The organism is Lacticaseibacillus camelliae DSM 22697 = JCM 13995 (assembly GCF_001436615.1).
GTDB lineage: Bacteria > Bacillota > Bacilli > Lactobacillales > Lactobacillaceae > Lacticaseibacillus > Lacticaseibacillus camelliae.
Window position 1 is genome coordinate 29603 of sequence record NZ_AYZJ01000085.1, and the last position, 26532, is coordinate 56134.

At 55.8% G+C, this 26532-nt stretch carries 30 protein-coding genes and 1 tRNA gene; 17 read left to right on the plus strand and 14 right to left on the minus strand.

Features of this window, described 5'->3' with window-relative positions:
• Window positions 1–185: 185 nt before the first annotated feature.
• Complete coding sequence (locus tag FC75_RS11315) at window positions 186–1070, plus strand: LysR family transcriptional regulator (protein ID WP_056989941.1); 885 nt, start codon at window positions 186–188, stop codon at window positions 1068–1070.
• On the plus strand, window positions 1070–2440 hold the full coding sequence (locus FC75_RS11320; RefSeq protein ID WP_054662875.1) for a class II fumarate hydratase: 1371 nt from the start codon (window positions 1070–1072) through the stop codon (window positions 2438–2440). Before FC75_RS11315 ends, FC75_RS11320 begins: the two co-directional genes overlap by 1 nt.
• Here the strand turns inward: FC75_RS11320 and FC75_RS11325 are convergent.
• Both FC75_RS11325 and FC75_RS11330 read right to left on the minus strand, forming a co-directional pair.
• Window positions 2431–3372, minus strand: a complete 942-nt coding sequence (locus FC75_RS11325) for a magnesium transporter CorA family protein (RefSeq protein ID WP_054662872.1) — start codon at window positions 3370–3372, stop codon at window positions 2431–2433. The two genes, FC75_RS11320 and FC75_RS11325, sit on opposite strands and share 10 nt — an antisense overlap.
• Window positions 3373–3430: 58 nt before the next feature.
• The gene (locus FC75_RS11330) at window positions 3431–4363 is read right to left on the minus strand and encodes a magnesium transporter CorA family protein (protein ID WP_056989942.1); all 933 of its coding nucleotides are present in this window, start codon (window positions 4361–4363) and stop codon (window positions 3431–3433) included.
• Between the two features lie 125 nt (window positions 4364–4488).
• Here FC75_RS11330 and FC75_RS11335 point away from each other — a divergent pair, with 125 nt between their 5' ends.
• The 4 genes from FC75_RS11335 to FC75_RS11350 all read left to right on the plus strand — a co-directional run bounded on the left by FC75_RS11335 (window position 4489) and on the right by FC75_RS11350 (window position 6878).
• Window positions 4489–4845, plus strand: coding sequence for a DUF488 domain-containing protein (locus tag FC75_RS11335; protein WP_054662864.1), 357 nt, complete (start codon window positions 4489–4491; stop codon window positions 4843–4845).
• Window positions 4845–5387: a 5-formyltetrahydrofolate cyclo-ligase gene (locus tag FC75_RS11340; RefSeq protein WP_054662861.1), complete on the plus strand. Its 543-nt coding sequence runs from the start codon at window positions 4845–4847 to the stop codon at window positions 5385–5387. The genes FC75_RS11335 and FC75_RS11340 overlap by 1 nt, the downstream gene beginning before the upstream one ends.
• A 62-nt stretch (window positions 5388–5449) precedes the next feature.
• Entirely contained in the window at window positions 5450–6394 is a 945-nt protein-coding gene (locus FC75_RS11345) for an AEC family transporter (protein ID WP_056989943.1), read from the plus strand.
• 7 nt (window positions 6395–6401) lie between these two features.
• Window positions 6402–6878, plus strand: coding sequence for a hypothetical protein (locus FC75_RS11350; RefSeq protein WP_056989944.1), 477 nt, complete (start codon window positions 6402–6404; stop codon window positions 6876–6878).
• 47 nt (window positions 6879–6925) lie between these two features.
• Here FC75_RS11350 and lexA read toward each other — a convergent pair whose 3' ends face one another.
• Window positions 6926–7552 carry a transcriptional repressor LexA gene (lexA, locus tag FC75_RS11355; protein WP_054662855.1) on the minus strand — a complete coding sequence of 209 codons (627 nt, stop codon included), beginning with the start codon at window positions 7550–7552 and terminating at the stop codon, window positions 6926–6928.
• A 122-nt stretch (window positions 7553–7674) separates the two neighbouring features.
• Complete coding sequence (locus tag FC75_RS11360) at window positions 7675–7866, minus strand: hypothetical protein (RefSeq protein ID WP_054662852.1); 192 nt, start codon at window positions 7864–7866, stop codon at window positions 7675–7677.
• Between the two features lie 219 nt (window positions 7867–8085).
• On the opposite strand from FC75_RS11360, the gene FC75_RS11365 reads away from it, so the two are divergent.
• Together FC75_RS11365 and FC75_RS11370 are read left to right on the plus strand one after the other, a co-directional pair.
• Window positions 8086–9264 (plus strand): AI-2E family transporter, encoded by a 1179-nt coding sequence (locus FC75_RS11365; RefSeq protein ID WP_054662849.1) that lies wholly within the window; start codon window positions 8086–8088, stop codon window positions 9262–9264.
• Entirely contained in the window at window positions 9261–9731 is a 471-nt protein-coding gene (locus tag FC75_RS11370; RefSeq protein ID WP_056989945.1) for a hypothetical protein, read from the plus strand. The genes FC75_RS11365 and FC75_RS11370 overlap by 4 nt, the downstream gene beginning before the upstream one ends.
• A 67-nt stretch (window positions 9732–9798) precedes the next feature.
• Here FC75_RS11370 and FC75_RS11375 read toward each other — a convergent pair whose 3' ends face one another.
• Window positions 9799–10233, minus strand: a complete 435-nt coding sequence (locus FC75_RS11375; protein ID WP_054662846.1) for a hypothetical protein — start codon at window positions 10231–10233, stop codon at window positions 9799–9801.
• Window positions 10234–10318: 85 nt separating this feature from the next.
• On the opposite strand from FC75_RS11375, the gene FC75_RS11380 reads away from it, so the two are divergent.
• Complete coding sequence (locus tag FC75_RS11380) at window positions 10319–11344, plus strand: zinc-binding alcohol dehydrogenase family protein (RefSeq protein WP_056989946.1); 1026 nt, start codon at window positions 10319–10321, stop codon at window positions 11342–11344.
• Window positions 11345–11388: 44 nt separating this feature from the next.
• On the opposite strand, the gene FC75_RS11385 is transcribed toward FC75_RS11380, so the two are convergent.
• The 3 genes from FC75_RS11385 to FC75_RS11395 form a co-directional block, all read right to left on the minus strand.
• Window positions 11389–11682, minus strand: coding sequence for a hypothetical protein (locus FC75_RS11385; protein WP_054662840.1), 294 nt, complete (start codon window positions 11680–11682; stop codon window positions 11389–11391).
• A 27-nt stretch (window positions 11683–11709) separates the two neighbouring features.
• A complete protein-coding gene (locus tag FC75_RS11390) occupies window positions 11710–12129 on the minus strand; it encodes a GNAT family N-acetyltransferase (RefSeq protein WP_056989947.1) in 420 nt (139 codons plus the stop codon).
• A gap of 78 nt (window positions 12130–12207) precedes the next feature.
• On the minus strand, window positions 12208–12564 hold the full coding sequence (locus FC75_RS11395) for an iron-sulfur cluster biosynthesis family protein (protein WP_056989948.1): 357 nt from the start codon (window positions 12562–12564) through the stop codon (window positions 12208–12210).
• Between the two features lie 522 nt (window positions 12565–13086).
• Here FC75_RS11395 and FC75_RS11400 point away from each other — a divergent pair.
• The 4 genes from FC75_RS11400 to FC75_RS11415 are packed head-to-tail and all read left to right on the plus strand — an operon-like array spanning window position 13087 to window position 16872.
• The gene (locus FC75_RS11400) at window positions 13087–13533 is read left to right on the plus strand and encodes a LytTR family DNA-binding domain-containing protein (protein ID WP_054662834.1); all 447 of its coding nucleotides are present in this window, start codon (window positions 13087–13089) and stop codon (window positions 13531–13533) included.
• Window positions 13533–14297, plus strand: coding sequence for a LiaF transmembrane domain-containing protein (locus FC75_RS11405; RefSeq protein WP_056989949.1), 765 nt, complete (start codon window positions 13533–13535; stop codon window positions 14295–14297). Before FC75_RS11400 ends, FC75_RS11405 begins: the two co-directional genes overlap by 1 nt.
• Before the next feature lie 9 nt (window positions 14298–14306).
• Window positions 14307–15587: an MFS transporter gene (locus tag FC75_RS11410; protein WP_054666131.1), complete on the plus strand. Its 1281-nt coding sequence runs from the start codon at window positions 14307–14309 to the stop codon at window positions 15585–15587.
• 19 nt (window positions 15588–15606) lie between these two features.
• A complete protein-coding gene (locus tag FC75_RS11415) occupies window positions 15607–16872 on the plus strand; it encodes an MFS transporter (RefSeq protein ID WP_056989950.1) in 1266 nt (421 codons plus the stop codon).
• A 59-nt stretch (window positions 16873–16931) separates the two neighbouring features.
• On the opposite strand, the gene FC75_RS11420 is transcribed toward FC75_RS11415, so the two are convergent.
• The 3 genes from FC75_RS11420 to nrdD form a co-directional block, all read right to left on the minus strand.
• Window positions 16932–17636, minus strand: coding sequence for an amino acid ABC transporter permease (locus tag FC75_RS11420; protein WP_054666123.1), 705 nt, complete (start codon window positions 17634–17636; stop codon window positions 16932–16934).
• A 30-nt stretch (window positions 17637–17666) separates the two neighbouring features.
• Complete coding sequence (locus tag FC75_RS11425; protein ID WP_054666120.1) at window positions 17667–18464, minus strand: transporter substrate-binding domain-containing protein; 798 nt, start codon at window positions 18462–18464, stop codon at window positions 17667–17669.
• 178 nt (window positions 18465–18642) lie between these two features.
• Window positions 18643–20829 (minus strand): anaerobic ribonucleoside-triphosphate reductase, encoded by a 2187-nt coding sequence (gene nrdD, locus FC75_RS11430; protein WP_056989951.1) that lies wholly within the window; start codon window positions 20827–20829, stop codon window positions 18643–18645.
• 269 nt (window positions 20830–21098) lie between these two features.
• Between nrdD and FC75_RS12750 the strand changes: the two genes are divergently transcribed.
• Window positions 21099–21269 (plus strand): hypothetical protein, encoded by a 171-nt coding sequence (locus FC75_RS12750; RefSeq protein WP_156403622.1) that lies wholly within the window; start codon window positions 21099–21101, stop codon window positions 21267–21269.
• A 643-nt stretch (window positions 21270–21912) separates the two neighbouring features.
• On the opposite strand, the gene FC75_RS11435 is transcribed toward FC75_RS12750, so the two are convergent.
• From FC75_RS11435 to FC75_RS11440, 3 genes are all read right to left on the minus strand, one after another.
• Window positions 21913–21985: transfer RNA gene (locus FC75_RS11435), tRNA-Ala, on the minus strand.
• A gap of 12 nt (window positions 21986–21997) precedes the next feature.
• On the minus strand, window positions 21998–22273 hold the full coding sequence (locus tag FC75_RS12755; protein WP_156403623.1) for a hypothetical protein: 276 nt from the start codon (window positions 22271–22273) through the stop codon (window positions 21998–22000).
• A 3-nt stretch (window positions 22274–22276) separates the two neighbouring features.
• Complete coding sequence (locus FC75_RS11440) at window positions 22277–23434, minus strand: MDR family MFS transporter (protein WP_056989952.1); 1158 nt, start codon at window positions 23432–23434, stop codon at window positions 22277–22279.
• 195 nt (window positions 23435–23629) lie between these two features.
• On the opposite strand from FC75_RS11440, the gene FC75_RS11445 reads away from it, so the two are divergent.
• From FC75_RS11445 to thiD, 3 genes are all read left to right on the plus strand, one after another.
• Window positions 23630–24469 (plus strand): hypothetical protein, encoded by an 840-nt coding sequence (locus tag FC75_RS11445; protein WP_056989953.1) that lies wholly within the window; start codon window positions 23630–23632, stop codon window positions 24467–24469.
• On the plus strand, window positions 24462–25514 hold the full coding sequence (locus FC75_RS11450) for a hypothetical protein (RefSeq protein ID WP_054666516.1): 1053 nt from the start codon (window positions 24462–24464) through the stop codon (window positions 25512–25514). Before FC75_RS11445 ends, FC75_RS11450 begins: the two co-directional genes overlap by 8 nt.
• A gap of 94 nt (window positions 25515–25608) precedes the next feature.
• Complete coding sequence (gene thiD, locus FC75_RS11455) at window positions 25609–26442, plus strand: bifunctional hydroxymethylpyrimidine kinase/phosphomethylpyrimidine kinase (protein WP_054666518.1); 834 nt, start codon at window positions 25609–25611, stop codon at window positions 26440–26442.
• Window positions 26443–26532 lie beyond the last annotated feature (90 nt).

Genomic DNA, 26532 nt, shown 5'->3' on the forward strand with positions numbered 1-26532 from the left:
GTTGATTATATGACCGCTATTCACCGGTGCCGATGCCTGCTCACTTGATACGCCGCGCCGTTCGGCCGAAAACTTTTTCGTCTATTTTCTGCTGAGGGCGTCGACAACCAGCTTTCATCGCCTTTTCATTTTGCCAACCCCTTTTTGTGTTAATCTTTCGTTATATGAGAAAAGGAGCGCTGAGCATGAACACACGCGATCTGGAATACTTTGAGGCCCTGACCAAGATCAAGAACTTCTCCCAAGTGGCCGCCGAGTTTGGCGTGACCCAGCCGACCATCACGATGGCCCTGAAACGACTTGAGACCCACTTCGGGATCCAGCTGATCGACCGAGACCAAAGCCACGCTCGCATCACCGTCACCCCGGCCGGCGAAAAGCTGGCTGGCCATGTCCAGGTGATCACCGCGGAGCTGACCGCCGCCGAGGCCGAGCTCGCCCGGGCGCGCAGCGGTAAGATCCGCTTTGGCCTGCCGCCGATCATCGGTAACTACTATTTTCCTACGCTGGCACCGGCGCTGATGCAGGCCGGCCTCATCGATCAGCTGCAAACCGTGGAGGACGGCTCGCAAAATCTCCTGGCGGACCTGCGCGGCGGCCACCTCGACGGCGCCTTGCTGGGGTCCACCGGGCCGCTCAACGCGCCGGCCTTGAAGGTGCAACCGCTGCGGCGCGTCCCTTTCACGTTAGTGGTGTCGCCGGACCACCCGTTAGCAATTAAAAAGCAGCTCAGTTTTGCCGAACTGGCGGCGGAGCCTTTTGTCACCCTGGCCGAAGGGTTTGTGCACACGAAAGCCTTCGAGTGGTTTACCCACAATGCCGGCATTCAGCCCAGCGTGGTTTACCGCACCCAAGACGTGGCGCTGCTCAAGCACATGGTACAGGCTAAGGTCGGCGTGGCGCTGCTGGCTCAAATCGCGGTGCAGCCCGCCGACCACTTAGTGACTATTCCGCTGACCGATCCGGGCCAGCCCACGTTTGACATTGCGCTGGTCACCAGCCGCACCCTGCAGCACACGCCTGCGACTGACCAGCTGGCACAATTATTATTGGAAGAAGGAGAACAGTAATGCGGATTGAAAAAGATGCTTTGGGCGCAGTGGAAATTCCCGATGACGTGGCGTGGGGCCCGCAAACCGAGCGCTCTCGCCACAACTTTCCCACCGGCCCGTTAATGCCGGCCGAGGTGATTCGGGCCTTGCTGACGATTAAGGCGGCGGCTGCGACTGTCAATATGAATCATGGTCTCGACAAACCGGTCGGCCGGGCCATCATCACCGCTGCGGACCACCTGCAGGCCCTGCCAGATGACCAGCTAATGGCCGATTTTCCGCTGCACGTCTACCAAACCGGCAGCGGTACGCAAACCAATATGAACGTCAACGAAGTGCTCACGCACCTCGCCAGCTCGGCGTTAGGCCGCCCAGTCCTGCCAAACGATGACGTCAACCGCGGGCAAAGTTCGAATGACACGTTTCCCACCGCACTGCACATGGCCGCCTACCCGGCCGTGACCAAGGTCTGCCAATCCGCCGAAGCCATGATCGCGACGCTGAAGGAAAAAGAGACGGCCTATGCCAATGTCGTCAAACTAGGCCGCACGCACCTGCAAGACGCCACTCCGCTCACCTTCGGGCAGGAAGTCTCCGGCTGGCGCGCGACCCTTGAAGGGGATGTGGCCACCTTGCGCCAGTTGCAGCCGCAGCTCTTGACGCTGGCGCTGGGTGGCACCGCCGTGGGCACCGGCCTGAACACGACCTCGCAGCAAACCGCAGCGATGGTCGCGCAAATTGCCAAGCTGACCGGTCTGCCGTTCAAGGAAATGCCCAACAAGTTTCACGGGCTGGCCTTTCACAGCGAGCTGACGGCCATTCACGGGGCCTTGAAGACGCTTGCGGCGGACTTGATGAAAATCGCCAATGACATCCGCTTCCTAGCATCCGGCCCCCGTGGTGGGTACGGCGAGCTGACCATCCCCGCCAACGAGCCCGGCAGTTCGATCATGCCAGGCAAGGTCAACCCCACGCAGGCCGAGGCCCTCACGATGATCGCCACTCGGGTCATGGGCAACGACACGACGATTGCCGTCGCCGAAAGCCAGGGCAACTTTGAACTCAACGTGTACAAGCCGGTGATTGGCGCCACCGTGCTGGAAAGCTGCACGCTACTGGCCGGGGGCATCACCCAGCTTGACCGGCTGCTGCTGCAAGGGCTCACCGTAAATCAGGGGCGGATGCGCGACCTGGTCGACCGCTCGCTGATGCTGGTCACGGCGCTTTCGCCGCACATTGGCTACGCGCAGGCGGCGAAGCTTGCTCAGACGGCACAAAAAAACGGCCAGTCCCTGCGCGAGGCAGCAATTGCCTCAGGCGCGGTGACGGCCGAACAGTATGACGCATGGGTCGATCCGCTGAAAATGACCAACCAAGCTCAAAAGTAATCCTTGCAATGCAGCCACCAGGCGACGGCCGCACTGATCCCCAGAGCAATCGCCAACGTCAGCCAGAAGCCGACCACCGGCCCATCTTTCCAAGGAATCCACGTCTTTTGCCCAAAGATACCGGAAACGATGGGCGGAATCGCCAGCAGGATCGACACGGACGTCAGCATTTTCATGATCAGGTTCAAGTTGTTGCCAACCACAGACGAAATTGCGCTGTTGTATTGATCCAGGATCTCCTCGGTGCTTTCGACCGTGGTCAGGATCTGCCTGACTTTCACGTCCAGCAGGAACAGCACCCGGGCGTCACTCGCTGCTTGAAAGTAGCAATCGCTGCCGCGAATATCTGCTACCAGCGATTGGGTGCGCGTTAGGGCCGCGTTGAAATAAACGAGGCCTTTTTCTAGACTCATGACTTCATAAATCAACGTGTTTTTAGCTGAGTTTTTGACCTGTTTTTCCATTGCGTGGGTGCTGTCTGCCATGTCGTCAATATCCTTGGTGAAGCAGTCCAGCACCCGATCAACGATGCGCAAGGCGAAGCTGTCGGCGCTTTCAACTTGGTCTAACGCCTGCAGATAGTCATCCATGAGCCGCGGCTTAGCGCGACTGATGGTGACCAGCTCATCCTCCAGCAAGATCAAGGCTAGGGGCATGGTCGCGTACGTCCGGTAGCCAGTGTCACCCTCGTAAGCAAAAGGTTCGCGCACCAAAATGAACCCGGGGGCCTCAGCCCCCTGGCTCAAGGCCTCACTGCGCGCATCCTCGTGATCGTCAAGCGCGGCCTCAACGTAGCCGTCTGGCAACTGGTACCGGTCTTTGAGGGTCTGCAGCTCGCCTTCGGTGGGGTCAAAAATGCAGTGCCAGCACGCGCCGCTGGTTTCCTGGGCGCTGGTGGTTTGTGATTGCTTGATCGCGTAGTCTTTTTGCATGGTGCACCTCCACCTTTAATTGTAGAGAGGTGCGGCCACCCAATGCACGTCAGGCGCTTTAGAAGAAATCCTTCTTGTGCAGCCAGTACCCGGCCGCCACGCACAACACAATGGTGGCCACGATCAAGGTCCAAAAGCCCCAGATGCTTTGCTGCCACGGTACTCGGGTGTTCATCCCCCAAAGGCTGCCAACGATGCTGGGGATGGTCATGATAATCGACACCGAAGTCAGCATCTTCATGATCAGATTGAGGTTGTTCGACACCACTGAGGAAACCGTGGAATTATACTGATCTAGGATCGCTGAGTTGGCCTCTGCCAGCGTTTTCGCCTGGTGAGCGGTGCGCTCAGCGATTGCCAGCTTACGCCGATGCGCCGGGTCAACCGAGAAATAGGCTGATTCTTGCAGCTGGGCCCAAATGCCCTGAGAGTCCGTGATTGCAGAGGTGAAAAGTACGAGACTTTTTTCAACTGCCATAATTTCGTAAAGCAGCGTGTTGTGCGAGGCCTTACCGACCCGAACTTCCATACTCTGGGTCTGCGCGGCGAGCTGGTCGGTGTCGTTCAGAAACTGGTCGAAAACTAGATTGACCACCATCAGTGAATAGACGATTGGATCGGCTGTCCCGGTGCTGGCCTGCAAGCAGCGATTATGAATCGTCAGCTTTCGCGGACTGACCGTGGTCACCAAATCATCCTGAATAATGATGGCCAGGGGACTGGTGCCGTATGTGCGCTCCCCGTTTTTGCTGATGGTTTGGTATGGGCACCGCACCAAAATCAGCCCTGCACCGCTTTTATCGTCCATCCCTTCCACCCGCGGGTTCTCGTGCGGATTGAACACCGGCGTCATGTAGTCGATGGGGATATGGTACTTGGCCGCCAGGTCGTGGCATTCTTCCTGGCTCGCCTCCTGGACAGACAGCCACTGCGGAGCGGTGGTTGCGGCCGCCTGGTTACCCTTCACGCCAAGTGCAGTTAGTAGATGCATCTCGTGCCTCCTTGAGCTTTATGGTTTCAAGTTTATCACTTCAAGGCCGTGCCAACTGGCTTGACCCGCGCTCGGAATAGGCCTTTAATTTGGTTATTGGTAGTTTTCAGAAAGGAGTCTTTACGATGGAGTTCATTCCCGTTAGGATTTACGCGCACGAGCAACCTGAGGGTTACCGACTGCTGGTCGATCGCGTTTGGCCGCGCGGCGTCAGCAAGGTCAACGCTCGCCTTGACGACTGGGCGAAACAAATCGCCCCGTCCACTGAGCTGCGCAAGTGGTACGCCCACGACCCGGCCAAAGCCGAGGAGTTCAACCGGCGCTACATTACCGAACTCGACAGCAATCCGGCCACCCCGGCTTTCCTGCAAAAAATTCGGAGTCTGGACGCTGATAAAGTGTTGTTACTTTTCGGTGCCAAGGATGAGGACGACAACAATGCCACCGTCTTGGCAGACTACCTAAAGGAGAAAATCGGCTAGTGCAAACCAAACCCGAATTCCGCAAGGCGCAGCTTAAACGGCTGACCGCCGCAGCCCCTATCACCAAACAGGAAAGCGCTGGCCTGATTCAGCAGCTGCTGGCACTGCCGCAGTGGCAGGCGTCGCGCACGATTGCCACCACCGTCAGCGGGCCGATGGAAGTTGATACCACCGGCATTATTCAAGCCGCGCAGGAAGCTGGCAAAACCGTGCTGCTGCCGCGCGTGATGCCGCATCGCCAAATGGCCTTTTTGAAGGACCCTGGCGCAGCCCACCGGATCACCAGCAAGTTCGGCATTCCCGAGCCGCCTTACGAGGCGACAAACGTCAATCAGCGCCCCGACCTGGTGGTCGTCCCGGGGATCGCATTTGTGCCGGCAACCGGCGCGCGCATCGGCTTCGGCGCCGGCTACTACGATCGCTTCTTGGCGCAGTACCCAGGCGCCACTGTGACGCTGGTGCCCAGTGCGATGAACTTCGCCGCGCCGGCGTGGCCTGTTGAGCCGTTTGATGTGCTGATCCAGACTCTGCTGACAGTTTAGCCGGCAGCGGCCTCGCAAAATTTCAGCGGTAATCCTTTTTGCCGCATGTTAGGAGTAATTTTTTGACTGCTTTTCTCTCAAGTTTAGGCGGGGTCGCTGAAATCCTGATCCTGGTCGCGATTGGCTACGGGCTGACCGCCATTGGTTGGTTCGATGATCACTCCAGCCGGGTGATCGCTAAGGTCGTCACCCAGGTGGCGCTGCCCGCATACATGATCGACACCATCTGCTCCCGCTTTTCGGCGCACGAACTCGCCACGCTGCTTCCCGACCTCCGCTTTCCGGTGCTGTCGATGGCGCTGCTGTTTGCCTTGTCCTTCGTGGTGGCCCGCGTTATTCGCGTCAACCCGAAGCGGCGCGGCCTGTTTAAATCCATGTTTTTCAATTCAAACACCGTGTTCATCGGGCTGCCAGTAAACCTGGCGCTGTTTGGGCCCAAGAGCCTGCCGTACGTGCTGGTGTACTACATGGCCAACACGACGATTTTTTGGACCGTCGGCGTGTACCTGATCCAGCGCGATGGTCCGCAGGCGGCCCACTTTGACCTCAAGCAGACCCTCGGCAAAATCTTCTCCCCGCCGCTGCTCGGGTTCATGCTCGGCGTGGTGCTCGTCCTGCTCCACGTCCAGCTGCCCAGCTTTCTCATGGCGACGCTGGGCTACGTCGGGGATCTGACCATTCCGGGGTCCATGTTCTTCATCGGCATCGCCATGTACCAAGCCGGCATCAAGAACATCCGCTTCGACCGGGAGATGCTTGGTGTCTTCTCCGGTCGCTTCGTCTTTGCGCCACTCATTATGTACGCCCTGGTCGTCGCCGCCCCGGTCCCACTGCTGATGAAGCAAGTCTTCATCCTGCAGTCCTGTATGCCGGTCATGACGAACGCGCCAGTGGTGGCCAAGCTGTACGGCGCAGACTCGAAAAATGCCGCGATCACCGTTTCAGCCACCACAATGTTTGCCATCATTGTGATCCCAATTGTGATGACGCTTGTGCAACACCTGTGAGGTAGCCATGTTGAAAAAGCTCATGCTTAGCACCACCCTGCTACTGCTCTTGGCTGGGTGCAGCGGTCAAAAAAAGGCCTCATCGGCCAGCACCAGCAGCGCCGTTAAGGTCAGCAAGAAAGCCGTCCCCCAAAAGCGCCCTAACACCAATGCGGGCATCGATGATCTGATCGGCCATTACTGGATCAATACCACTGATTCCAACCAGGTCCTGCAGATCACAGCCTCGACGGATGGTTACTTTGTGGACGTACAGCGCTACTCAACAGCTCAGGCCGGCTACGTGACGACTGATGCCGGCGTGTTTGCGGCCCGCCTGGCGCTCGGCAAGCACACCTATACGTTCACCGGCCGTGCGCAGCCCAACTCACCGACTGGCACCTGGGAGTTTCAAAAACTCAGCGCCACGACTATCAGGCAACTCCCAACCGGGCCCGAATTTCAGCGCGTTAAGCACGACGACCTTAGTACCATCAAGCATTAACAAAGCGGCGCAACCAGAAGACTGGTCGCGCCGCTTTGGCGTTTAACCTATTTCACTTCGCTGCGGTAAAGCCCCACCACGATGCCAAGGATCGAGACGTCGTCGAAGTACATGTCCGACATGGAATCATTTTCAGGGTGCAACCGCACGCCGCCGTTTTCGCGGTAAAAGCGCTTGACTGTGGCCTCATCGTCCTGCGTCATCGCGACGACAATCTGACCGTTCTCAGCAGTTTCCTGCTTCTTGATGATCAGCTTATCCCCATCCAGAATGCCGATCTTGATCATGGACGAACCTGACACTTCGAGGATGAAGAGATCATCCGCAATGTACTCCAGGTCATCCGGAATTGGGAAGTACCCGTCGATATTTTCAATTGCGGTGATCGGCACCCCGGCGGCAACCGTGCCGACAATGGGAATGCCTTCCTCGGCGATGCCGATGTATGACAGCCCCGCCTTGGTGAGCATCAGTGTGCGCGGCTTGGCCGGGTCCTTGGCAATATAGCCTTCCGCCAGGAGTCGATCAAGGTACGCCGCCACCGTGGAACTGGAACTCAGCCCCACGCTCTTACCGATTTCCCGCACTGTCGGCGGAAACCCGTTTGTTTGAATCGAATCATGAATGGTGTGTAGGATCTGCTTCCAACGTTTCTGACTTGCTTGGGATGGCATGGCCGTCCGCCTCCGCTCTCTAGTTTTCTTTATCATACCAGTGGGAACGCTTGTTTGCAAGTAAAAGCACTGCTCGCCGGGCCCAAACAAAAAGACTGCCTCAGCAGTCTCTTGGATGATGATTAGAATCGGTGCATGAGGTCCAGCCGGTGCAGCTGCCGGCGATCGCACTTATTGCGCTGCATCAGGTAGACGCCGCCGAACACCATGTCGACCACGATCAGTCCAATGCCGAAGACGGTATTGATGACCAACAGGACGACGGTCACTGCGACCAACACCCGCAGTGTCCACTTCAAGATTGTCATGCCCATTGTGCGCCCCCTCTCTTCGTTTTGATGGTTTTAATTATACCCAATTCTCGTTTTTTGTAAAGGTTCTGTATATAGTTCGTTTACAAACGACCCGATTAGGTCGGCATTCCTGGTTGATGGCCTTTACAATTCACAAACAAATCAGCCTTGCGCCGGATTCGCTTTCACCCCGTGGATTAGGTATCATAGAGGGAGTAGACAAATTAAAGGGGTGCGCGCATGCAAACAAAACGCTCACAATTTTACCAGCGGTTTTTGAACAACAAGTTTGCCGTGATCCTAGTTGACCTGGTGCTTGGCCTGCTGGCGATTTTTATCTTCACGAAAATTGCGTGGGTGTTCCAGCCGGTGCTGAGTTTTCTCAGCATTGTCGCCCCACCCTTCATTCTTGCTGGCATTCTCTTCTACATGCTGAACCCTGTCGTCAACTGGCTGCAGCACCACGGGTTAAAGCGACTCCTCGCCATCGCCTTGGTGTTCCTGCTCCTGATTGGCCTGATTGTTCTGGCCATCACCCGGGTGGTGCCACCGATTGAAAGCCAGTTGCGCAGTTTTATCAATGCCACCCCGACTTACTGGGACGACCTCGTCAAATGGGTCACCGCGCTAAACAACCAGCAGAATATTTTTAGCGACAAGCAGCTCAGCCAATTCGCCACCGAGATTCAGACCTGGGTGTCCAAGCGCGGCTCAACGATTCTGTCAGGGACCCTGTCGTCGCTGTCATCGATCATCTCCACGGTCGGCACCGTGGTGGTCACCGTGGCAACCGCGCCGATCATCCTGTTCTTCATGCTCAAAGACGGCAACAAGTTCACGCCGATGGTGCTGCATCTAATTCCCACCAAGCAGCGCAAGAGTTTTGGCGACATGCTGCACGAAATGAACGTCAAGGTCGGCTCGTACGTGCAAGGACAGCTCACTGTCGCCATCGCCGTCGGGATCATCTTCATGGTCGGCTACTCGATTATCGGGTTGCGCTACGGCCTGATTTTCGGGATGCTGGCAGCGCCGTTAAACCTGATCCCGTACTTCGGTTCCGCACTCGCGATGGTGCCCGCACTGATCATGGGGGCGATCCAGGGACCAAAGATGTTCATCGCCGTGATCGTCGTCTTCTTCATCGAGTGGTTACTCGAGACACAATTGATCTCACCATTTGTCATGGGGAGTAAACTAGAGATGCACCCAATCACGATTGTCGTGGTCCTGCTGACCGCAGGCTCCATGTTCGGCCTGATTGGGGTGATCTTGGGGATTCCGGGCTTTGCAGTGATCAAAATCATCGTGGTACGCTTGTTCAAGTGGTACCAGCAGGTCTCCGGGCTTTACCCAAGTGATGTTTCAAATGATAACCTGCAACCGACACCGCAGGAGAAAGTAGATAATCTAAAATGAACGCTTTTCTAATTATTCTTGATGCCGCATTGATTTGCCTCGGCGGTTATTACCTTTTTTGGCAAAGTAAAATCGACGTGCGCGGCGCATACTCGACCTTCCAACTGGTGATGGCGGTCTTCTTTGGCTTCTGGTTCGTCAGCACCGGTGTCGGCAACATGTATTACGTCGTGTTCATGGCCGCCTTCTTGACCCTGACCGTGATGACCGGCAGCACCGGCCTGACCCCGACGCGCTTGATCAATGTGGGCCTGTTCTCGCGGGTCATTCCCTACACACGGCTCGTCGGGGTGACCCTGACGCCGCTGCAGCTGCCAAACGGCCAGTCGATGGTCGTCGCCGTGTTCGGGCTGTCTGCTCGCCGCTTCGTGCGGCTAACGTTCCGCAGCGATTTGCAATCGCTGATTAGCATTCTGCGCCCGCGCGTGCCGCAAAACATTGAGATCCGCATCCAGCAGGTCCAGTAACCCAAGTTCGATTACTGAAAAACCGCCTGGCATCTGCCAGACGGTTTTTGCGTGGACCAAAGCGCGCTTACTTGCTCTTGCTTTGATCATGTTCCTCTTCACCAAAGTAATCCGGGGGCATTGGCCCGCGGTCAGCAGCCCGATTCGGCTTGCGCAGCGCAAACAAGCCGGCCAGTGCGGCAATCACCAGCACCACCGCCACAATGACCTGCCACATCACCACAAGGCCGATCAGGTACACGTATAGCAGGGCCACGATGGCCAACCCCAACCCCAGGTCGACGAAGAATCTGCCCCACCGCGTGTGGGTCGCGGAATCAAAGTACGCTAACAGGCCGACGAGAATCACCGTGCCGAAGCCAAAGCTCAGTGCAGCGGTCATGGCCACCGGCGTTTGCGGTTGAGTCACGTACCAGGCAAACCAGCTGAACAAGCAGCCAAACACAAATAAGAGCAAGTTAATCCAGAGCTGGGTGCGGGACCCTTTACGATTGCTGCGCATAGGCGGCCTTCTTTCGCAAGTTTCATCAATTATTGATCAAAAACGGCTACAATAAATATAGCACAATCGAAGGGAGTCGTATTCTATGTTCGAAAACCTTGGCTTTGCCGCGTATGACGGGGTCGCCCTGGATGATGCCGCCAGCTTGGTCCCCATCGACCTGAAGCGCCCCAACCCCGGCACTGACGATGTTGTGGTTCAGGTCCAAGCCATCGCGCTGAATCCAGTTGACGAAAAGCAGCGCGCGGCGCTGAACCAGCAGCAGGCCCCACGGATCCTGGGTTACGATGCGTGCGGTGTGATCACCGCCGTTGGCAGTGGCGTCTCCCGGTTTAAGCCCGGCGAGCGCGTCATGTACGCTGGTACCACCAAGCGGCCTGGCAGCTTTGAGCAATACCAGGCCGTGGCCGCTGAGCTGATCGCTCAAGCGCCTGCAAACCTGACGGCAGGTGACGCTGCGGCCCTGCCCCTAGTTGGACTGACCGCATGGGAACTGTTGTTTGAAAAGATGAACTTTGTCCCGGCAGCCCAGGCGAACAAAGGTAAAACGCTGCTGATCATTAACGGCGCAGGCGGCGTTGGCTCTATGCTCAGTCAACTCGCCCACTGGACAGGCATGACGGTGCTGGCCACCGCTAGCACCCGGCATTTCGACTGGCTTGCCCGCCACGGCGTCGATGTGCCCCTAAACTATCATGAGGACCTCATCGCTGCCGTTCACGCCGCCGGCTATCCGGTTGTCGACGCCGTGGCCATCTTGTACGCGACTGAGCCCTACCTGGACCTAGCCGCCCAGCTGGTCGCCCCGTTCGGCCACGTGGGCGCGGTCGCAACGCCGCAGGGGCCGCTCGACGTGACCGCACTGAAACCAAAGGGCGCCAGCCTTGACTTCGAGTTCATGTTTGCCAAAAGCGACTTCCACCATGACATGGCCAGCCAAGGCCACATCCTCTCACAACTGGCCACACTGGCCGCTGTCGGCTTGATCGACCCCAGTGTCACGACGCGGTTTGACAAGATCAATGCGGCCAACATTAAGACCGGCCTAAGAACGTTGATGGCAGGCCATCAAGCCGGCAAAATTGTGCTAGATGGCCCGTTTGAGGCCTAACGAAAAGCAGCGTGAAGAATGAATCTTCACGCTGCTTTTGCTGATCACTTGGCAAAGCCCAGCGCCTTTTGCAACACCGCCTTCGCCTCCGCCTCGGAAAAGCGCTCCGGATCGTAAATAATCGAACCGGGACCCATGTAATAGTGGAACAGTTTCAATTCGCCGCGCGGCGTCAGCGTGCGCAGCCGCAGCTCGTCGTTGACCTGCTCCAGGTACTCGTGACACCACTGCTCGTCCATCATGGTTGGCTCGTCGCGCTCGGTAATATACCCCTGCTCAAGCAGCAGGTTCGCCCCTTCGGCCTTTTGCTCTCTCGTGACGTTTTCTGTCGGTTCCATGTCTGCCTCCCTGACGTTTAGCGCCGGTTAAAACTTCGGCTCAAGCAGTTTGCGTGGCCGCACAAAGGTGGCCACCTTCGTATCACTGCCGCGCTGGAAGCCGGCGTGTTCGTAAAATGCCGCCATGGCTTCATTGGTCGTGACGATTACGATGCGGTCGACCTGCTTGAAGTACTCGTCAAATTGGTCCAGCAGCTCGGTGCCGATGCCTTGATGCTGGTACTCGGGCAGCACAATCAGATCCTGCACAAACACAATGGTATGCATGTCCGAAACGCCGCGGATCACGCCGACCAGCTTGTCGCCATCGCGCGCCGTGAGCAGCGTCGAGTTGGCGATGCCCCGCGCCGTTTCCGCTGGGTCGTTCAGGTAATGCGTCATGTGAACCGCGCCATACAGCGCTTTGATTTCATGGATCGTCAATGCCGATTCAAACGTGTAATTCAAAATTTAACCTCCCGAATTCAGTTGCCAGGTTAAATTTTAACCCAAGCGGCACTTAATTCAAGAGAAAGAAGCCTCAACCTATTTCTTTTCAGTAAAATCCAAGAACCCCATGTCGCTGTCGATGACGCCGCCATCCCCGCTGAGCTGCATGGTGTTCAACGTCTTGTTCAGGTGAACGGTCAGGTGTTCATCCAGGTCTTCAGCCGAGTAGTCCTTGATCAGGATCGGTCCCAGGTTCGAGTCGACCACGACGTTATACCCGTCAGTGGGGGCAGTTTGGGCCACCACATTCAGCGTGAATTGGATCATCATGTGAATCATGGCATGCTGGGAGTACTGGCCGACCCCATCCTCAAACGTTAATAGTAATTTCTTATCTGGTCCCAAGTGCGGCTGGATTTTTGCCACCGCCGCGTCGTCAAAAGTTAGCTCCATTTGATTCACCTCCACCCTCAGCCTAAGCTCTGATTTTAAAAAGGGCAATTAATTGCGCTTGCCCCAGCAAATTTTTTTGATTAGGGTCGTGAACGTCACAATTTCTTCACATTATGGGATTAGATTAACCAGTATAGAGATGAGCCACCCACTCATTTCCATACCCATACCCAACTTTTTCATTTTTACTCCTCCAAAGTAAAAATCGCGAAACGGCCGCCCAGCCGTTTCGCCAATCCTTACTCCTTGGCCATCACCCACCCAGTGATGGCCTTTTTTTGCGCAGTCTCTTAGCGCTTTAGCGCTTAGAGACTGCCACTCGACGCCAGACCGCAACGCGGTCTGGCTAGAGAGCGCACTAAAACACAGCCCCGCTTAGAGCACCAATATTCTCAGAAACCTTTGATTCCTTTCCGCGTGCCTAACCAGTCACGCGGTTTTTTTGACCGGATACGTACAAGGTATTTCACTCAGCGAATTTTAATGGTCTAATAATGAAGTACCAAGCGAGGAGGTGGGGCAATGAAAATCAAAATTGAAACTGATCCGGACCTGAAGGAACCGGAACTGGTCATTCGGGCCAAAGATCAGGAGGCGGCTGCCGCGGTGAAAAACGCGCTGGCCGCACCCACTGCCCCCACCCTGCCAGTGTTCCAAGACACGCTTGAACGTTTCCTGCCGCTGCCGACGATTCTGTTCATTGAAACGCAGGACCGCACGCTTCAGGTCCACACTAAGGACGACATTTTCACCAGCAAGCAAAAGCTGTACGAGCTGGCCGAGTCGCTGCCTGGCAGTTTCATGCAGGTGGCCAAGTCGGTGATCATCAACTTAAACCAAGTTTCAGCAATCAACCGTTCGCTATCAGATTGCCTAGTGGAGTTTCAAAACAGTCATAAACAGGTCTACGCATCGCGGCGCTATTACAAAGCGCTAGTCGACCGCTTAAACGAAATGAGGGGTTTGTAATGGAAACCAAACAAGTTAAATGGGGTCATTGGTTCTGGGGATTATTCTTCGTGGTCTGCGCGGCCATCTTAGTGCTGAGCCAGCTCGGCCTGTTCACCTATCACTTGCGCTTTTGGACACTGGTCCTGGTCCTGATCCTGGTCGCCGCGGCCATCAAGAGTCTTGCCAGCCTGTCGTTCGCGGGGTTCTCGTTCAGTCTGGCGTTTCTGGCGATGCTCTTCGCCAAACCGCTGGGCATCCAGCAGTTGGTCCCGTGGACGATTCTCGGGGCGGCGGTGCTGCTATCGATTGGGCTGACCCTGTTGTTCAAACCGCTGAAAAAACACCACTTCAGCGTTGTCACCATTAATGACAACCATTACTCACTCAGTGATCTGCGCCAAATGCAAAAAGACGCCAAGAAAGCACCGAGCTACGTGCCCAGCAGTGAATCCGCCGACGTCACCGTCAACGTGAAGCTCGGCAGCGCCACGCGCTACGTCCAGCAAGGCGACTTCCGCCACGCGGTGATTCACGTCAATCTGGGCGACGCCAAGGTCTTCTTTGACAAGGCGACCATCATCAACGAGCCGGCCCTAATCGAAGTGCTCGGTCAGTTGGGCGACATCAGCCTGTACATCCCCCGCGAATGGAACGTCCAACCCAACCTAGGCAACTTGGCGGTCGACTTCAATGAAAAAGGCGAGACCCCGACCAAAACCGGTCCGCTTGTGGTGCTGGCCGGCGATTTTAAAATGGGCGACGTCACGATCCACTACATCTAGGAGCACGTTATGAAAAATTTCACACCTCAAACCATCAAGATGCTGGTACTGAAATTTGCCGGCACCTTCGGGTCAAGCATGCTCTCGTTTGCCATTGGCCTGTACATTCTCCACCGCACCGGGTCTGCGCTCAGCATGGGCGTCACCATGATCACCGGCCCTATCGTCTCTTTGATTCTGACTCCGTTCGTTGGGTACGTGGTCGACACCATGAACCACCGGCGCATTATGATCACCGCGCAGGTCACCACCAGTATTGCACTGGTGCTGTTCGGCTTCGGCTTTCGGCTCTGGCCGACGCAGTATTACCCGGAGATGATTGCACTCATCATCGCACTGCAAGTGACCGACAATTTTCTCAGCACAACGCTGACGGCCAGCCTGGTCCAGCTGTTTGCGCCCGAGGAGCTGCAACGGGTCAATTCGCTCAACCAATCTATTGCCAGCCTCGCCATGTTCCTGGCCCCACTCATGGGGGCAATGCTTTACACGCTGGTGCCCATCGACACCTTTGCGTTCATCGAAGTGCTGTTCGAGCTGACCGCCCTAGCCGCCATCCTGCTCCTGAAGTTTCAACTTGGTCAGACTGCATCGCAGAAGACTCCGGGTGAGGCACCAGAATCTGTGTGGCACAACTTCAAAACCGGCTTTGCATACCTGAAAAGCCAGCAGCTGATCTTCATCCTGACCGTGTCCTCGGCCTTTCTGAACTTCCTCTTCGCCGCCGTGAACGTCGGCCTGCCGTACCTGCTGATCCAAACCATGAAAATGACCAACAACCAGTACGGATTCGTTGACTCGGGCTTTGCCATTGGCATGTTTGGCGGTGGCATCCTGCTGTCGCTGCTGAAAATGCACACCCACCCAATCAAGTTCTCGTTCTTTAACATCATCCTGCTGGCGATTCTCTTCACCTTCACCGGCCTGCCTGCCGTGCTAAGCTGGACGGGTCTGCTGAGCACCGGCTACTTCTGGATTCAAAACATCGTCAACGGCGTCTTGATCGTGCTGATCAACACACCGATCAACACCTTCATGCAGCAAGTGATTCCACATCACTTGCAAGGCCGTGTGTTCTCACTTGACGGCACGATTTCGCAGATGCTAGCGCCGCTGGGCACGCTGATGTTCGGGGTGCTGTTTGATCACCTCGCCGCCCCGCTGCTGTTTGGCGTCACTGGCATCGTCCTGATCATCTTCACCCTGATTGTGACCGGCCTGATCAGGCGCAGCCATCTATATGACAAGCCTGAGAACCAGGTGCCACCAGTCACTGCCTCAGCCAACTAAACCTCACTAGGAGTTTCTCTTGAAAAACCTTACGCCGCAGACCATCAAAATTCTCATCTTAAAATTTGCCGGCACGTTCGGATCCAGCATGCTGTCTTTTGCCATCGGCCTGTACATTCTGCACCGCACCGGCTCCGCCCTCAGCATGGGCGTCACGCTGGTCACCGGACCGGTGGTGTCACTGCTGCTGACGCCGTTTGTTGGCTATGTCGTGGACACCATGAACCACCGGCGCATCATGCTGAGCGCCCAGGTGGTCACCAGTGTGGTCCTAGTTGCGTTTGGCTTGGTATTTCGGGTGTGGCCCGCGCAGTACTACGCGGAACTGATCGCATTGATCATCGTGCTGCAGGTCACCGACAATTTTCTCAGCACCACGTTGACCGCCAGCCTGGTGCAGCTGTTTGAGGGCAGCGAGCTGCAGCGAGTCAACTCGCTGAATCAGTCCATCACCAGCCTGGCCGCCTTCCTAGCGCCGCTGATTGGTGCGTGGCTCTACACGCTGGTGGCCATCGACACTTTCGCCTACGTTGAGGTGCTGTTCGAACTGACCGCGCTGGTCGCGATCCTGCTCCTGAAATTCCGCCTGGTCACCCAACCTGCTACGCCGCAGCCGCGAGAGTCCGTCCTGAACAACTTCAAGACCGGGTTCGCCTACGTCAAAAATCAGAAGCTGATTCTGACCATCATGATTTCCTCAGCCGCGGTCAACTTCCTGTTTGCGGCCATGAATGTTGGCCTTCCGTATCTGCTCATTCAGACGCTGAAGCTCTCCAACCAGCAATATGGGCTGGTCGATTCCGGCTTTGCCGTTGGCATGTTCAGCGGCGGCATTTTGCTGGCGGCCATCACCATCCGCACCCACCCCATCCGTTTTTCCTATTTCAACTTGTTCCTGCTGGGCGCTATGTTCACGACCACCGGTGTGCCGGCCTTGTTTTCCTGGCCCAGCTGGCTCAGCACCGCCTTCTTCTGGCTGCAAAGCATGCTCAACGGGATCCTGATGGTGCTGATCAACACCCCTGCAAACACCTTCAAGCAGCAGATTATTCCGCAAAATCTGCAAGGCCGCGTTTTTTCCCTCGACCTCACGATTTCGACAATGCTTGCGCCAATCGGCACGCTGGTGTTCGGGGCACTGTTTGATCACTTCGCAGCGCCTTTGCTGTTTGGCATCGCCGGCAGCGGCCTGCTGCTGCTGACCCTGGTCGTCACCACCGTCATCAGCCGGCAGCACCTGCTGGACCGGCCGGAAAATCAGGTGCCGAAAGCGGGTCAGAATTAAGGCAATCAAAATGGCTCAGAGCGTCGCACGACGCTCTGAGCCATTTTGATTGCCATCACTTATTGCCCTTCGCTGAGCAGGTAGCGGCTGGTGCGCTTTTCCAGCCAGCTCTGCACGCCGGTCAAGACCGTCGTCAGCATCAAATACAGGAACGCGACCAAGCTGTACGAGACCAGCGGGTTGTAGTAAAGCGCCGCAAACTGCTGGCTGACCTGAAACATCTCGATGATGGTGATGCCACTGGCCAGGCTCGTGTCCTTGATCAGGCTGATGAAACTGTTGGACAGCGGCGGCAACGCGATGCGTAGCGCCTGCGGAAAGATGACCAGCCGCAGGATCAGCGACTTTTTCATTCCCAGGGCTTTAGCCGCGTCCCACTGGGTCTTCGGCACCGATGAGATCGCCGCGCGAATTGTTTCCGAAGCGTAGGCCCCGGTGTTCAGCGAAAATGTCAGAATGCCGGCCGTCCAGGCGTTCAGCTCGATGATGGCATGACCATTCATCTTGAGGTACGGCAATCCGAAGAAAATCAGGAACAGCTGCACCAACAGCGGCGTGCCGCGGAAGACCCAGACGTAGAACCAGGTCAGGCCTTTCAGCCCGCGCATGACTGGCTTCTGCGACGGCGAGATCCGGACAAGGGCGACCAGCACCGCCAAAATCAGCCCTAACGCAAATGAAATCAACGTAATTGGAATGGTGTACTTCAGCATCGCTACCAGCAGTTCCGGCAGTGACTTCACAACAATTTGCCAGGCACTCATCAAATCCCTCCTTTACTCATCGCCGCTCGGTTACTTCGTGATGTCGCTGCCGAAGTACTTCTTCGACAGCTTTCCGAGCTGACCGTTCTTGCGCAACTTTTCAATCGCCTTGGTGACCTGCTTTTGCAGCGGACCTTCGTCCTTGCGCAGCAGCCCACGCGCCGGTGTCGTCTTGATCGCATTACCGACCGGGATCAGCTTGATGTCCGCGTTTGGCTGCTGCTTGAGGTAGGAGTGGAAGGACGCGGTGTCATTGACCGTACCGTCCGCGCGGCCCTGTTCGATCAGTGTGACCGACTGCGCAAAGCCGTCGACTGGGACAATGACCCCACCGAGCTTCTTCACGTTCGCCGCATTGTTAGAGGTGATACTTTGGGCCATTTTCTTGCCCTTGATGTCTTTAATCGACTTGATGGTCGTGTTGCCTTTCTTGACCGCCAGCTCCGACTTGCCTGAAGTGTACGGCACGGTGAAACGATACTTCGCAGCGCGTTCCGGCGTCTCGGCGACGTTGTTAAGAATCAGGTCGTACTTATCGACGTTCAGCCCCGCAATCAGCGAGTCCCACTTGGTCTCCACAAACTTCGGCTTCAAGTTGAGCTCGCCGGCAATCTTCTCGCCCAGCTCAACTTCAAAACCGGTCAGCTTGCCGTTTTCATGGTAGCTGTATGGCTGGTAGGTACCTTCGAGGCCAATGGTCAGCGTCTTGGGGGTGACCAGTTTGACGTTGTCGGTACCGGCCTTGCTACTGCTGCTTTGACTGTTGCCGCATGCGGCGAGCACGCCCACCATGAACAGACTAGCCAGCGCGATTAACCATTTTTTCATATAATTTCCTCCGTTTCTGAAAATCAGCATCACCAATTATACACGACTTACTTTTGGTAATCGAGTGCTTTTAATCAGTTTCTTCGAATGGTCAATCACTCGCTGCGTTCGCCGTCTGTGAGGCAACAGAAAACCCCACTTGCGCAGGGCGAGTGGGGTTCCTTTATGTGCGAAAAGATTAAGCCTGGCCAGCCAAATCATCGTTGCCGATGACCATGTGCTTCTTGCGGTGAAGGATTTCTTCCTGCCGCCCGTGGACCATCGGCCGCTTGTTCGGGTTGCCAAGGTAGCCGCAAAGGCGCTTGACGACATCACAGGTATCCGGGTTGTGATTCCCGCACTGCGGGCACTCGTACCCTTTTTCGGTGGCCTTGAATTCACCCTTGAACCCGCACTCGAAGCACTGGTCGATTGGGGTGTTCGTGCCGAGGTAGCCGATCTTGTCGTAGGCATAGTCCCAGACGGCTTCCAAGGCTTTCGGGTTCTGCTTCAGGTTTGGATACTCACAGTAATGAATGAAGCCGCCTGAGCAGTACTTCGGGTAGTCCTTTTCAAAGTCGAGCTTTTCAAACGGGGTCGGCGCCTTGCGGACATCGTAATGGAAGGAGTTCGTGTAGTAATCCTTGTCCGTAATGTCCTTGACCACGCCGAAGCGCTTCTTGTCCAGCCGGCAGAATGTGTCAGTCAGACTTTCAGACGGCGTCCCGTAAACGGAGAAGTGGTAACCATACTCCTTTTCCCACTTCTTGCAGTGCTCGTACAGATCCTTGACCACGTCGATGGAAAAGGCCTTGGCCTCCGGATTCTTCTCCCAGGCCGAGCCGTAAAAGACGGTGCCGACCTCGTACAGACCGATGTAGCCCAGCGAAACTGTGGCGCGCGAGTTCTTGAACAGCTCGTCGACGCTTTGGTCATCGTTCAGGCGCTTGCCAAACGCACCGTACTTATACAGGATTGGTGCAGATTCCGGCGTGGCCTGCTTGGCCCGTTCCACCTTGTACACCAGACCCTGCTTGCAGATGTCGAGGCGCTGCTCAAGAATCTTCCAGAATTTGTCCTTGTCGCCCTTGCTTTCCATGGCAACGCGCGGCAGGTTGACGGTGATGACCCCGAGGTTCATGCGGCCGGCGTTGACTTCCTCGCCGGTATCGGGATCCGTCCAGCCCTGCAAAAACGAGCGGCAGCCCATCGGTGCCTTGAAGGAACCGGTCAGCTTTTTGATCATGTCATACGACAGGATATCCGGGTACATGCGCTTGGTGGCACACTCGACGGCCAGTTCCTTGATGTCGTAATTCGGATCGCCGGGGTGCAGGTTCAGGCCCTTTTTGATGGTGAAGACAAGCTTCGGGAAAATCGCCGTGCGCTTTTCCTTGCCCAGTCCATCAATGCGAATCTTGAGAATGTCCTTTTGAATTTCGCGTTCCAGCCAGTTGGTACCCAGACCGAAGCCGACCGTCACAAAAGGCGTCTGGCCCTGGGTCGAGTATAACGTGTTGACTTGGTATTCCAGCGTCTGCAGCGCGTCGTAAATGTCTTTCTTGGTGCGGCGCTTGGCGTATGCCTCAGCTGTGGCAGCATCGATCGGCAGCTCCTTGGCCTCTTCCAGATGCTTCTCGTAATTCTTCTGGGCAAATGGTGCCAGCACTTCGTCGGTCCGATCCGACGAGCAACCGCCGTACTGGCTAGAGGCGACGTTGGCGATGATCTGCGTCATTTGGGTGACGGCGACCTGAATGCTGTGAGCCGGCTCTACCTCGGCGTTGCCGATGCAAAAGCCGTGATTGAGCATTTCCTTGAAGTCGATCAGGCAGCAGTTGGTCTCGGCCATGTAAGGCGTGTAGTCGAGGTCGTGCCAGTGAATATCGCCGCGCAGGTGGGCGTTTGCCACGGCCGGTGGCAGCATTTTCAGCCCAATGGCCTTGGCCACGGCGCCGGCCGTCAGGTCCCGCTGCGTGGAGAACACACGCGAGTCCTTGTTGGCATTTTCGTGCACAACGGTCGAGTCGCGGTCCAACAGTTTCTGGACGTTGTAGTTGACGTCGGCCTTCTTCGAGCGCTCGATGTCGCGCTTTACCCGGTATTTGGTGTAGGCCTCGCCCCAGTCGTACTGGTGCGCATCCAGCAGCGCCTGCTCCACAATGCTCTGCACCTCGGGAATGCGCACGTCTTTAGTGAAGCGCTCGGTGATCGTCGCGACCGCGGCATCCGAGATCGATTCGATCAACGTGTAGTCGGTCGGCGCAAGCTCGCCGTTCACCGCCTTTGCTGCCTTCGTGATCGCGGCCGTGATTTTGCTCTGGTCAAAATCGACGATCCGCCCGTCGCGTTTTTTTACGTTGATTTTTACTTTTAAATCGATCATGGATACCCTCTCCGTTCCTTTGTTCAGATTCGAACATCATAGAAACATTCTATCACGTTTAAGATTGGATGGGCACTATATATGGCAGAAAGACCGTCCAAATTGGCCAAAAATACTAGATATTGTATGGCGGACAATTTAATCATTATCGTGTCATTGCGTGAAAATATGGCCCGTCCACCTCAGTCCTCAGGCCGATTTTACGGTCAAACCGCGCGCTCGTCACCAGCCTTTGCTATACTGAAATTATCATCTCATGGAGGCTCACTATGGAAACTGCGCAATGGAAACAAATCGGCGTCATCGCCGTGATCATCATTTTGGGACTGATTCTGCTGCCGCTGGTGGCAGGCATCATCAGCCTGATTATCAAAATCGCCTTGTTCCTGGCCATCGTGGCCGGGCTATACTGGGCATATCTCACGTTTATCAAAAAATGATGTCACCTGAGCCGGCCATGCGCCGGCTTTTTGATTCATTTGACCGTCCTCAAAAATATTGACGACGCTGTCAACAATAACCTCGCTGATCACGCCAATACCCCGCTTTCAAGGCGAATCACCATCAGCTAGTCCGGCCATATGCTCGGCCAATTTGACTGATCTATCAGCCACGAAGCGCCGACAATCGGCTAAACGTCTAGGTGCCTGGTTATTCAGCCAGTCGTCAGACAACGGCGGAGAATAATCATACACAATGATGACTGACTCAAGCGGACCGTTTAGCGCATTCGAGATTTTCGCCATGTACGGGTAAAAGCTCAGATAGGGGGTAAATCGCCCCTAATATGTTAAGGACCATGGCTGCCGTCGTTAATGAATTCGTTCCAAGGCAAATGTCATCCGTGAGCGCTTTGTCTCCCGCTAGATTCTCTTTATTAATCGTAAAGAGCAACGCGAATAGTTTTGCCTTTTTTCTGTTCCAACTGGCATCCCCTTCTGGTCATCTCTGCGGTAATCATTTCATCATCCTTTGAGATAATCGGAAAGAGACCAGACAAACCGCGAAGCTTTCCTAAATACAATAAAACCGGCATTCTAAGGCCTTGCAAGCGCCTTGCGAATACCGGTTTTTTTACCCCTATGGATCCGATGAGATTCGAACTCACGACCTCTGCCATGCGAAGGCAGCGCTCTCCCAACTGAGCTACGGACCCAAAACACAAGTATTATTGTAGCATACCAAGACCGGCTGTAAAGAGGATTTTGCCGCGACGACCGGCTGGGCCATTGGGCTGGCCTTGGCGGCACCAAAAAGGCCGCTGAGTGAGCGGCCTGAGGAGTTGGCCAGGTAGTTTGGGGGACTGCCTGACAATTTTTACTTTGGAGGAGTAAAAATGAAAAATTGGGTTGGGGTAGAAAGGCTTGCGTCTTTCTATGTTCTTATAATATCCATAAGTTGTGAAGAAAATATGAACTTTTATAATATTAATGATGAATTGCATTAGTTATTTAACCGATGCTGCCCGCCAAGAGAAAATCGCGATCGACACGTACAAAATAATCGCCAGCGCGAGAAACAGCGGGTGGTAACCGACAGATTCGATCACCAGCGCCCCAGCCAGGGGGCCGACTGCCCGGCCGGCAGAGGCAAACATCTGCACATAGCCTTGGAACCGGCCTTTTTCTGCCAGCTCGGTGTACATGTCCACGTAGGTCGCCACAGAAGGCAGCGCCAGAATCTCCCCTAAGGTCAACACGCCCATCGCCAGCACGAACATCCAGTACGAGTGCGCCGGGATCAGGATCAGGAAGGCCGTGCCAAATAGCGCAAACCCCACGCCGAGACGCAGGCGCAAGTGCGCGGTCAGCCAGTCGTCAAACAGGGTCAGGATCGGTTGCCCCAGCACAATGAGCACCGCGTTAAACGTCCACAAGAATGAGTAATTGCGCACGTTCATACCCAGCGACAGCATGAAGGTGGAGATGTTACTTTGCCACTGCTCGTACGCCACCCAGGTCAAAAACAACGTCATCAGCAGCAACATGATGTTGATCAGGTGTGGATTCTTGCGGTTAGTTTTCCCCGCTTGGACTCGCTCAGCAGTCGGGCGCTTGGGAATATTGAAGTGCCCAAGCGCCACGCCGAAGAACAGCAAAAACATGACAAACGCCAGTGCAAAAATGTACGCGATCCCGAGCGGCAGCACGTAGCCGACAATCAGTGTCCCGATCACCAAGCCTAAGTTCTGCATAAAGTACAGGACGTTAAACACGTAGCTGGCGCGCCGACTGGTCGCCAGCGTGGCAAACGAGTTGATCGCCGTGTTCACCAGTCCTGAGCCAAAGCCCATGAGCACCAAAAATAACGGGTACGCCGGCCAGCCGTGCCAAAAAATGAGGGCCAGTGAGGTCCCGACGTCGAGCCCGATTCCAGTCAGGATGGTGCGGTACGGCGACCACCGATCAAACAACCGCCCACCGATCAAGTTTCCCAGCATCATCGCCACGGAATTGAAAAATAGCACGATCCCCGAAATTGTCAGGGACTCACCCAAGTACTCGTGCATGTAAATCGTGGTCAGTGGCCAGATGAACGAGATCCCGGTGTTGGTGATCAGCGAGCCGAGAAATAACCACTTCAGCGTCAGTGTCTTTTTTGCCATGCGTCCTTCCCTCCAAAGTCGGTCTGCAACTTATTCTATCCGGCCCGGCATCGTTTGTCCGCCTAAATGGGCACTTTCTCATTTTAAAAGCTCAAATTTGTGCACAATATAAGGAAACTTTTGATGGCACTGGTTTCACCGGTCCTGCGGTTGCGGTAAACTAAACGTATCAGTTAAGAAGCGAGAGGAAACGACATGACAGTAGAATCCAGCCTTAATTATCAAAATAATTTTTTTAAAACATTCGCTCAGGCCTGGGCTGACCGCTCGACCTATCATTTATATCAGGGCATCGATACGACCAGCGAGACGTTGCGTCTGACGCTGGCAGAAACCCCGGGTTACATTCTGGCCTACGACAAGGCCGCTGTGCGCGAGCTGCACGACTTCCTGCGCCAGGACTTCATCGCCTTCTTGCGCGAACACATCCCGTTCTTCGAGGTGTCCGACCAAGGCGAGGTCTACTTTGGCGACTGGTACCACCGCCGCCAGTTTGGCACGATTGACGTGTTCAGCCGCAGCATTGTACAGCGCACGGACGCCGAGCGCGAGATCCTGCCGCAACTGCGCGCGTTTGCCAAGGACCCCGACCATTTTCTCGATAATCAGCTCGAGGCCATGCGGAAAGACACCTATCAGGAAGTCGATCGCTTGCACCGCCAGCTGGAGGACGCCGAAGCCGATGCCGCCTCGAGTGATGCGGTTCAGCCTGAGGCCACAGGGTCACGGGTGCGCGGCTTTTTAAAGAGCTTTGTCGACCCCGATCAGGATCAACCTGCTGCCACATCGCACAAGCAGAGCGGCCCAGATCAAAGCCAGCTCAAGGCCCGCTTTGACTCCGCCAAGGCCAGCGCCGATGAAGCCTTCGACACGCAAAAGCGCCAGCTCCAAGTCGGCGCCGCGATCACGCGCTACGAATACCAAGCCGTCACTTCTAACTACAGTTCCGTCGACCAGTTTGAAAACATTCTGGGCAGCCTGCAGGATGACTTCATGCGGGCATTGGAGCTGAAGGAGGAGCAGGCAAATGCTTAATTTTAAAGATCACGAGTTAGTTAAAATCACCACCAGCGCGCTGAACGCGAAAGAGGCGCGCGACGAGATCACCATCGCTTACAGCAAGCGCATGGCCTTCCTGCGCAACGATCCGCTGTGGCAAGGCAATCTGCCGGCGATTCAGGCGGAAACACTCAGCTACACTGCGCTGATGGCTGATAAACTGCTGGAGACCCTGCGCGCCAGCAAGCAAATCGACACCACTTTTGCCGAGCGGCTGTGGTTCGAGCCCAAAGTGGGCGACGGTGACCACAGTACCATTACGGTTTACCTCGCCAGCCCCGACAAAAACACTGAACTCTTAACCATTGACGGTGCACTGACCCCCAACGGCCGGCTGATCGCCAAGAATCTGCCGACGCTGCTCCAAATCACCGCCAAAGACCCCGAACTGGGTTACACCGACGGCGAGCTGCAGGCTCTGGCGGCAATGATCAAAGTCCTGTACACGGCGGACCTCAGCTTTGCCACCATCGACGAAACCGTTCTGCAGCCGGTGGATGGTCTGAGCTTTGCCACCAAGTTCGACAACTCCAAGCCGCTATCGACCACAGTGGAAATCAAATCGTCTGGCAACATCAAGCTGGCCGTGCCGCTGGATCACGGCAGCGTGATCAGCTATCAGGTGCTCGATGACAACGGGCATGACTGGAAGGACCTCGGCGCCGACGATACGGTCGATGACACCCTGACTTGGGCCTCCACGACCATTCCGAACGAATTGGTCGGCGCCCACCTTCGCCTGCAGGTCAACGTGCGCGCCGCCGAAAATTCCCCGGCGCTGGACGAATTGTTCGTGATTGCCTCTAACAACGCGATCTTGATGCGCCAGGCTGGCCGTGGCGCCTATGCCCTTGACCTGCCGAACCACAACGTGCTCAGCATCAAGCTGGACACGGAGAACAACCGGATCGTCTTGCACTACCCGGAGAAAACAGTGCACGTCATGGAACTGAACCACCAGTACCCGTTCTTTGGCGAGTGGCTCAAGGCGGTCCTGCCGCAGCGCCGCGCATTCAACTAAAACCGAAAAAAGCGCCGTTATCGGCGCTTTTTGTTTGCTTATTTTGCTTAGCCTTGTACAATTAGGAACGATACTGATTCGAAGGGGCGAGAAAATGGCAAACGAATTACCACAAGTGGCGACCATCGCCGGTGTTGACAGCGATGGCAGTGCAGGCGCTCAGGCCGACTTGCACAGTTTCTTCATGCGCGGCACGTACGGTACGCTGATTCTGACCGCCGCCGTGGCGGGCAACTCTTACGGCATTCACGATAGTCAGGTAATGCCGCTGTCGTTCATCGATAGCCAGTTCAAGGCCGTCGGGGAGGACCTTAAGATCCGGGCCGCCAAGACTGGGATGCTGGCCGATTCTGCCGTGATCAAGGACGTCGCGGCCAACCTAAAGCAATACGATTTCGGGCCGCTCGTTCTCGATCCGGTGATTTCCACCAAGCACGGCAACATGCTGCTGGAAACCGAAGCGTTCGAGACGCTGAAAACCGTCCTCATCCCCATGGCGGATGTGATCACGCCGAACTTTTACGAGGCTGAGCACCTGACTGGGATGAAGCTGACCGACAAGGACGCCATCATCAAGGCTGCTGAGGCGATCCATGACATGGGCGCTAAGAACGTCATGCTCAAAGGCCGTCACGATTCCGCGTCCCAAACCGAAGTCAGCGATTACGTGCTGCTGGATTCGGGCAAGAGTTTCTGGCTCACCGGCCCGTACTATGACACTGAGCGCAAAAACGGCACCGGCGATACGCTGAGTGCCGTCATCACCGCCGAGCTGGGTAAAGGCACTGATCTGGAAGATGCGATTCGCCTCGCCAAGCATTTTGTCGACACGGCGATTGCGCACGAGATCCCCGTTGGCCACAAATTTGGCCCCATCAACCACTGGGCCAACCCGCTAGTGCAACCGAGCCAACGTCCTGAAGACTAACCAAAAAAAGTTCGCTTGCCTCACCGATGGTGAACTGCGATAATCCCTTTGTGGTTGTCAGATGAAATATCATAATTCATCTGACAATCA

Excerpts from the sequence above, each read along its gene's own strand:
- FC75_RS11315 (WP_056989941.1), top strand. The coding sequence starts at position 186 with ATGAACACACGCGATCTGGAATACTTTGAGGCCCTGACCAAGATCAAG.
- FC75_RS11320 (WP_054662875.1), top strand. The coding sequence starts at position 1,070 with ATGCGGATTGAAAAAGATGCTTTGGGCGCAGTGGAAATTCCCGATGAC.
- FC75_RS11325 (WP_054662872.1), bottom strand. The coding sequence starts at position 3,372 with ATGCAAAAAGACTACGCGATCAAGCAATCACAAACCACCAGCGCCCAG.
- FC75_RS11330 (WP_056989942.1), bottom strand. The coding sequence starts at position 4,363 with ATGCATCTACTAACTGCACTTGGCGTGAAGGGTAACCAGGCGGCCGCA.
- FC75_RS11335 (WP_054662864.1), top strand. The coding sequence starts at position 4,489 with ATGGAGTTCATTCCCGTTAGGATTTACGCGCACGAGCAACCTGAGGGT.
- FC75_RS11350 (WP_056989944.1), top strand. The coding sequence starts at position 6,402 with ATGTTGAAAAAGCTCATGCTTAGCACCACCCTGCTACTGCTCTTGGCT.
- lexA (WP_054662855.1), bottom strand. The coding sequence starts at position 7,552 with ATGCCATCCCAAGCAAGTCAGAAACGTTGGAAGCAGATCCTACACACC.
- FC75_RS11360 (WP_054662852.1), bottom strand. The coding sequence starts at position 7,866 with ATGGGCATGACAATCTTGAAGTGGACACTGCGGGTGTTGGTCGCAGTG.
- FC75_RS11365 (WP_054662849.1), top strand. The coding sequence starts at position 8,086 with ATGCAAACAAAACGCTCACAATTTTACCAGCGGTTTTTGAACAACAAG.
- FC75_RS11370 (WP_056989945.1), top strand. The coding sequence starts at position 9,261 with ATGAACGCTTTTCTAATTATTCTTGATGCCGCATTGATTTGCCTCGGC.
- FC75_RS11375 (WP_054662846.1), bottom strand. The coding sequence starts at position 10,233 with ATGCGCAGCAATCGTAAAGGGTCCCGCACCCAGCTCTGGATTAACTTG.
- FC75_RS11380 (WP_056989946.1), top strand. The coding sequence starts at position 10,319 with ATGTTCGAAAACCTTGGCTTTGCCGCGTATGACGGGGTCGCCCTGGAT.
- FC75_RS11385 (WP_054662840.1), bottom strand. The coding sequence starts at position 11,682 with ATGGAACCGACAGAAAACGTCACGAGAGAGCAAAAGGCCGAAGGGGCG.
- FC75_RS11395 (WP_056989948.1), bottom strand. The coding sequence starts at position 12,564 with ATGGAGCTAACTTTTGACGACGCGGCGGTGGCAAAAATCCAGCCGCAC.
- FC75_RS11400 (WP_054662834.1), top strand. The coding sequence starts at position 13,087 with ATGAAAATCAAAATTGAAACTGATCCGGACCTGAAGGAACCGGAACTG.
- FC75_RS11405 (WP_056989949.1), top strand. The coding sequence starts at position 13,533 with ATGGAAACCAAACAAGTTAAATGGGGTCATTGGTTCTGGGGATTATTC.
- FC75_RS11410 (WP_054666131.1), top strand. The coding sequence starts at position 14,307 with ATGAAAAATTTCACACCTCAAACCATCAAGATGCTGGTACTGAAATTT.
- FC75_RS11420 (WP_054666123.1), bottom strand. The coding sequence starts at position 17,636 with ATGAGTGCCTGGCAAATTGTTGTGAAGTCACTGCCGGAACTGCTGGTA.
- FC75_RS11425 (WP_054666120.1), bottom strand. The coding sequence starts at position 18,464 with ATGAAAAAATGGTTAATCGCGCTGGCTAGTCTGTTCATGGTGGGCGTG.
- nrdD (WP_056989951.1), bottom strand. The coding sequence starts at position 20,829 with ATGATCGATTTAAAAGTAAAAATCAACGTAAAAAAACGCGACGGGCGG.
- FC75_RS12750 (WP_156403622.1), top strand. The coding sequence starts at position 21,099 with ATGGAAACTGCGCAATGGAAACAAATCGGCGTCATCGCCGTGATCATC.
- FC75_RS12755 (WP_156403623.1), bottom strand. The coding sequence starts at position 22,273 with ATGCAATTCATCATTAATATTATAAAAGTTCATATTTTCTTCACAACT.
- FC75_RS11440 (WP_056989952.1), bottom strand. The coding sequence starts at position 23,434 with ATGGCAAAAAAGACACTGACGCTGAAGTGGTTATTTCTCGGCTCGCTG.
- FC75_RS11445 (WP_056989953.1), top strand. The coding sequence starts at position 23,630 with ATGACAGTAGAATCCAGCCTTAATTATCAAAATAATTTTTTTAAAACA.
- FC75_RS11450 (WP_054666516.1), top strand. The coding sequence starts at position 24,462 with ATGCTTAATTTTAAAGATCACGAGTTAGTTAAAATCACCACCAGCGCG.
- thiD (WP_054666518.1), top strand. The coding sequence starts at position 25,609 with ATGGCAAACGAATTACCACAAGTGGCGACCATCGCCGGTGTTGACAGC.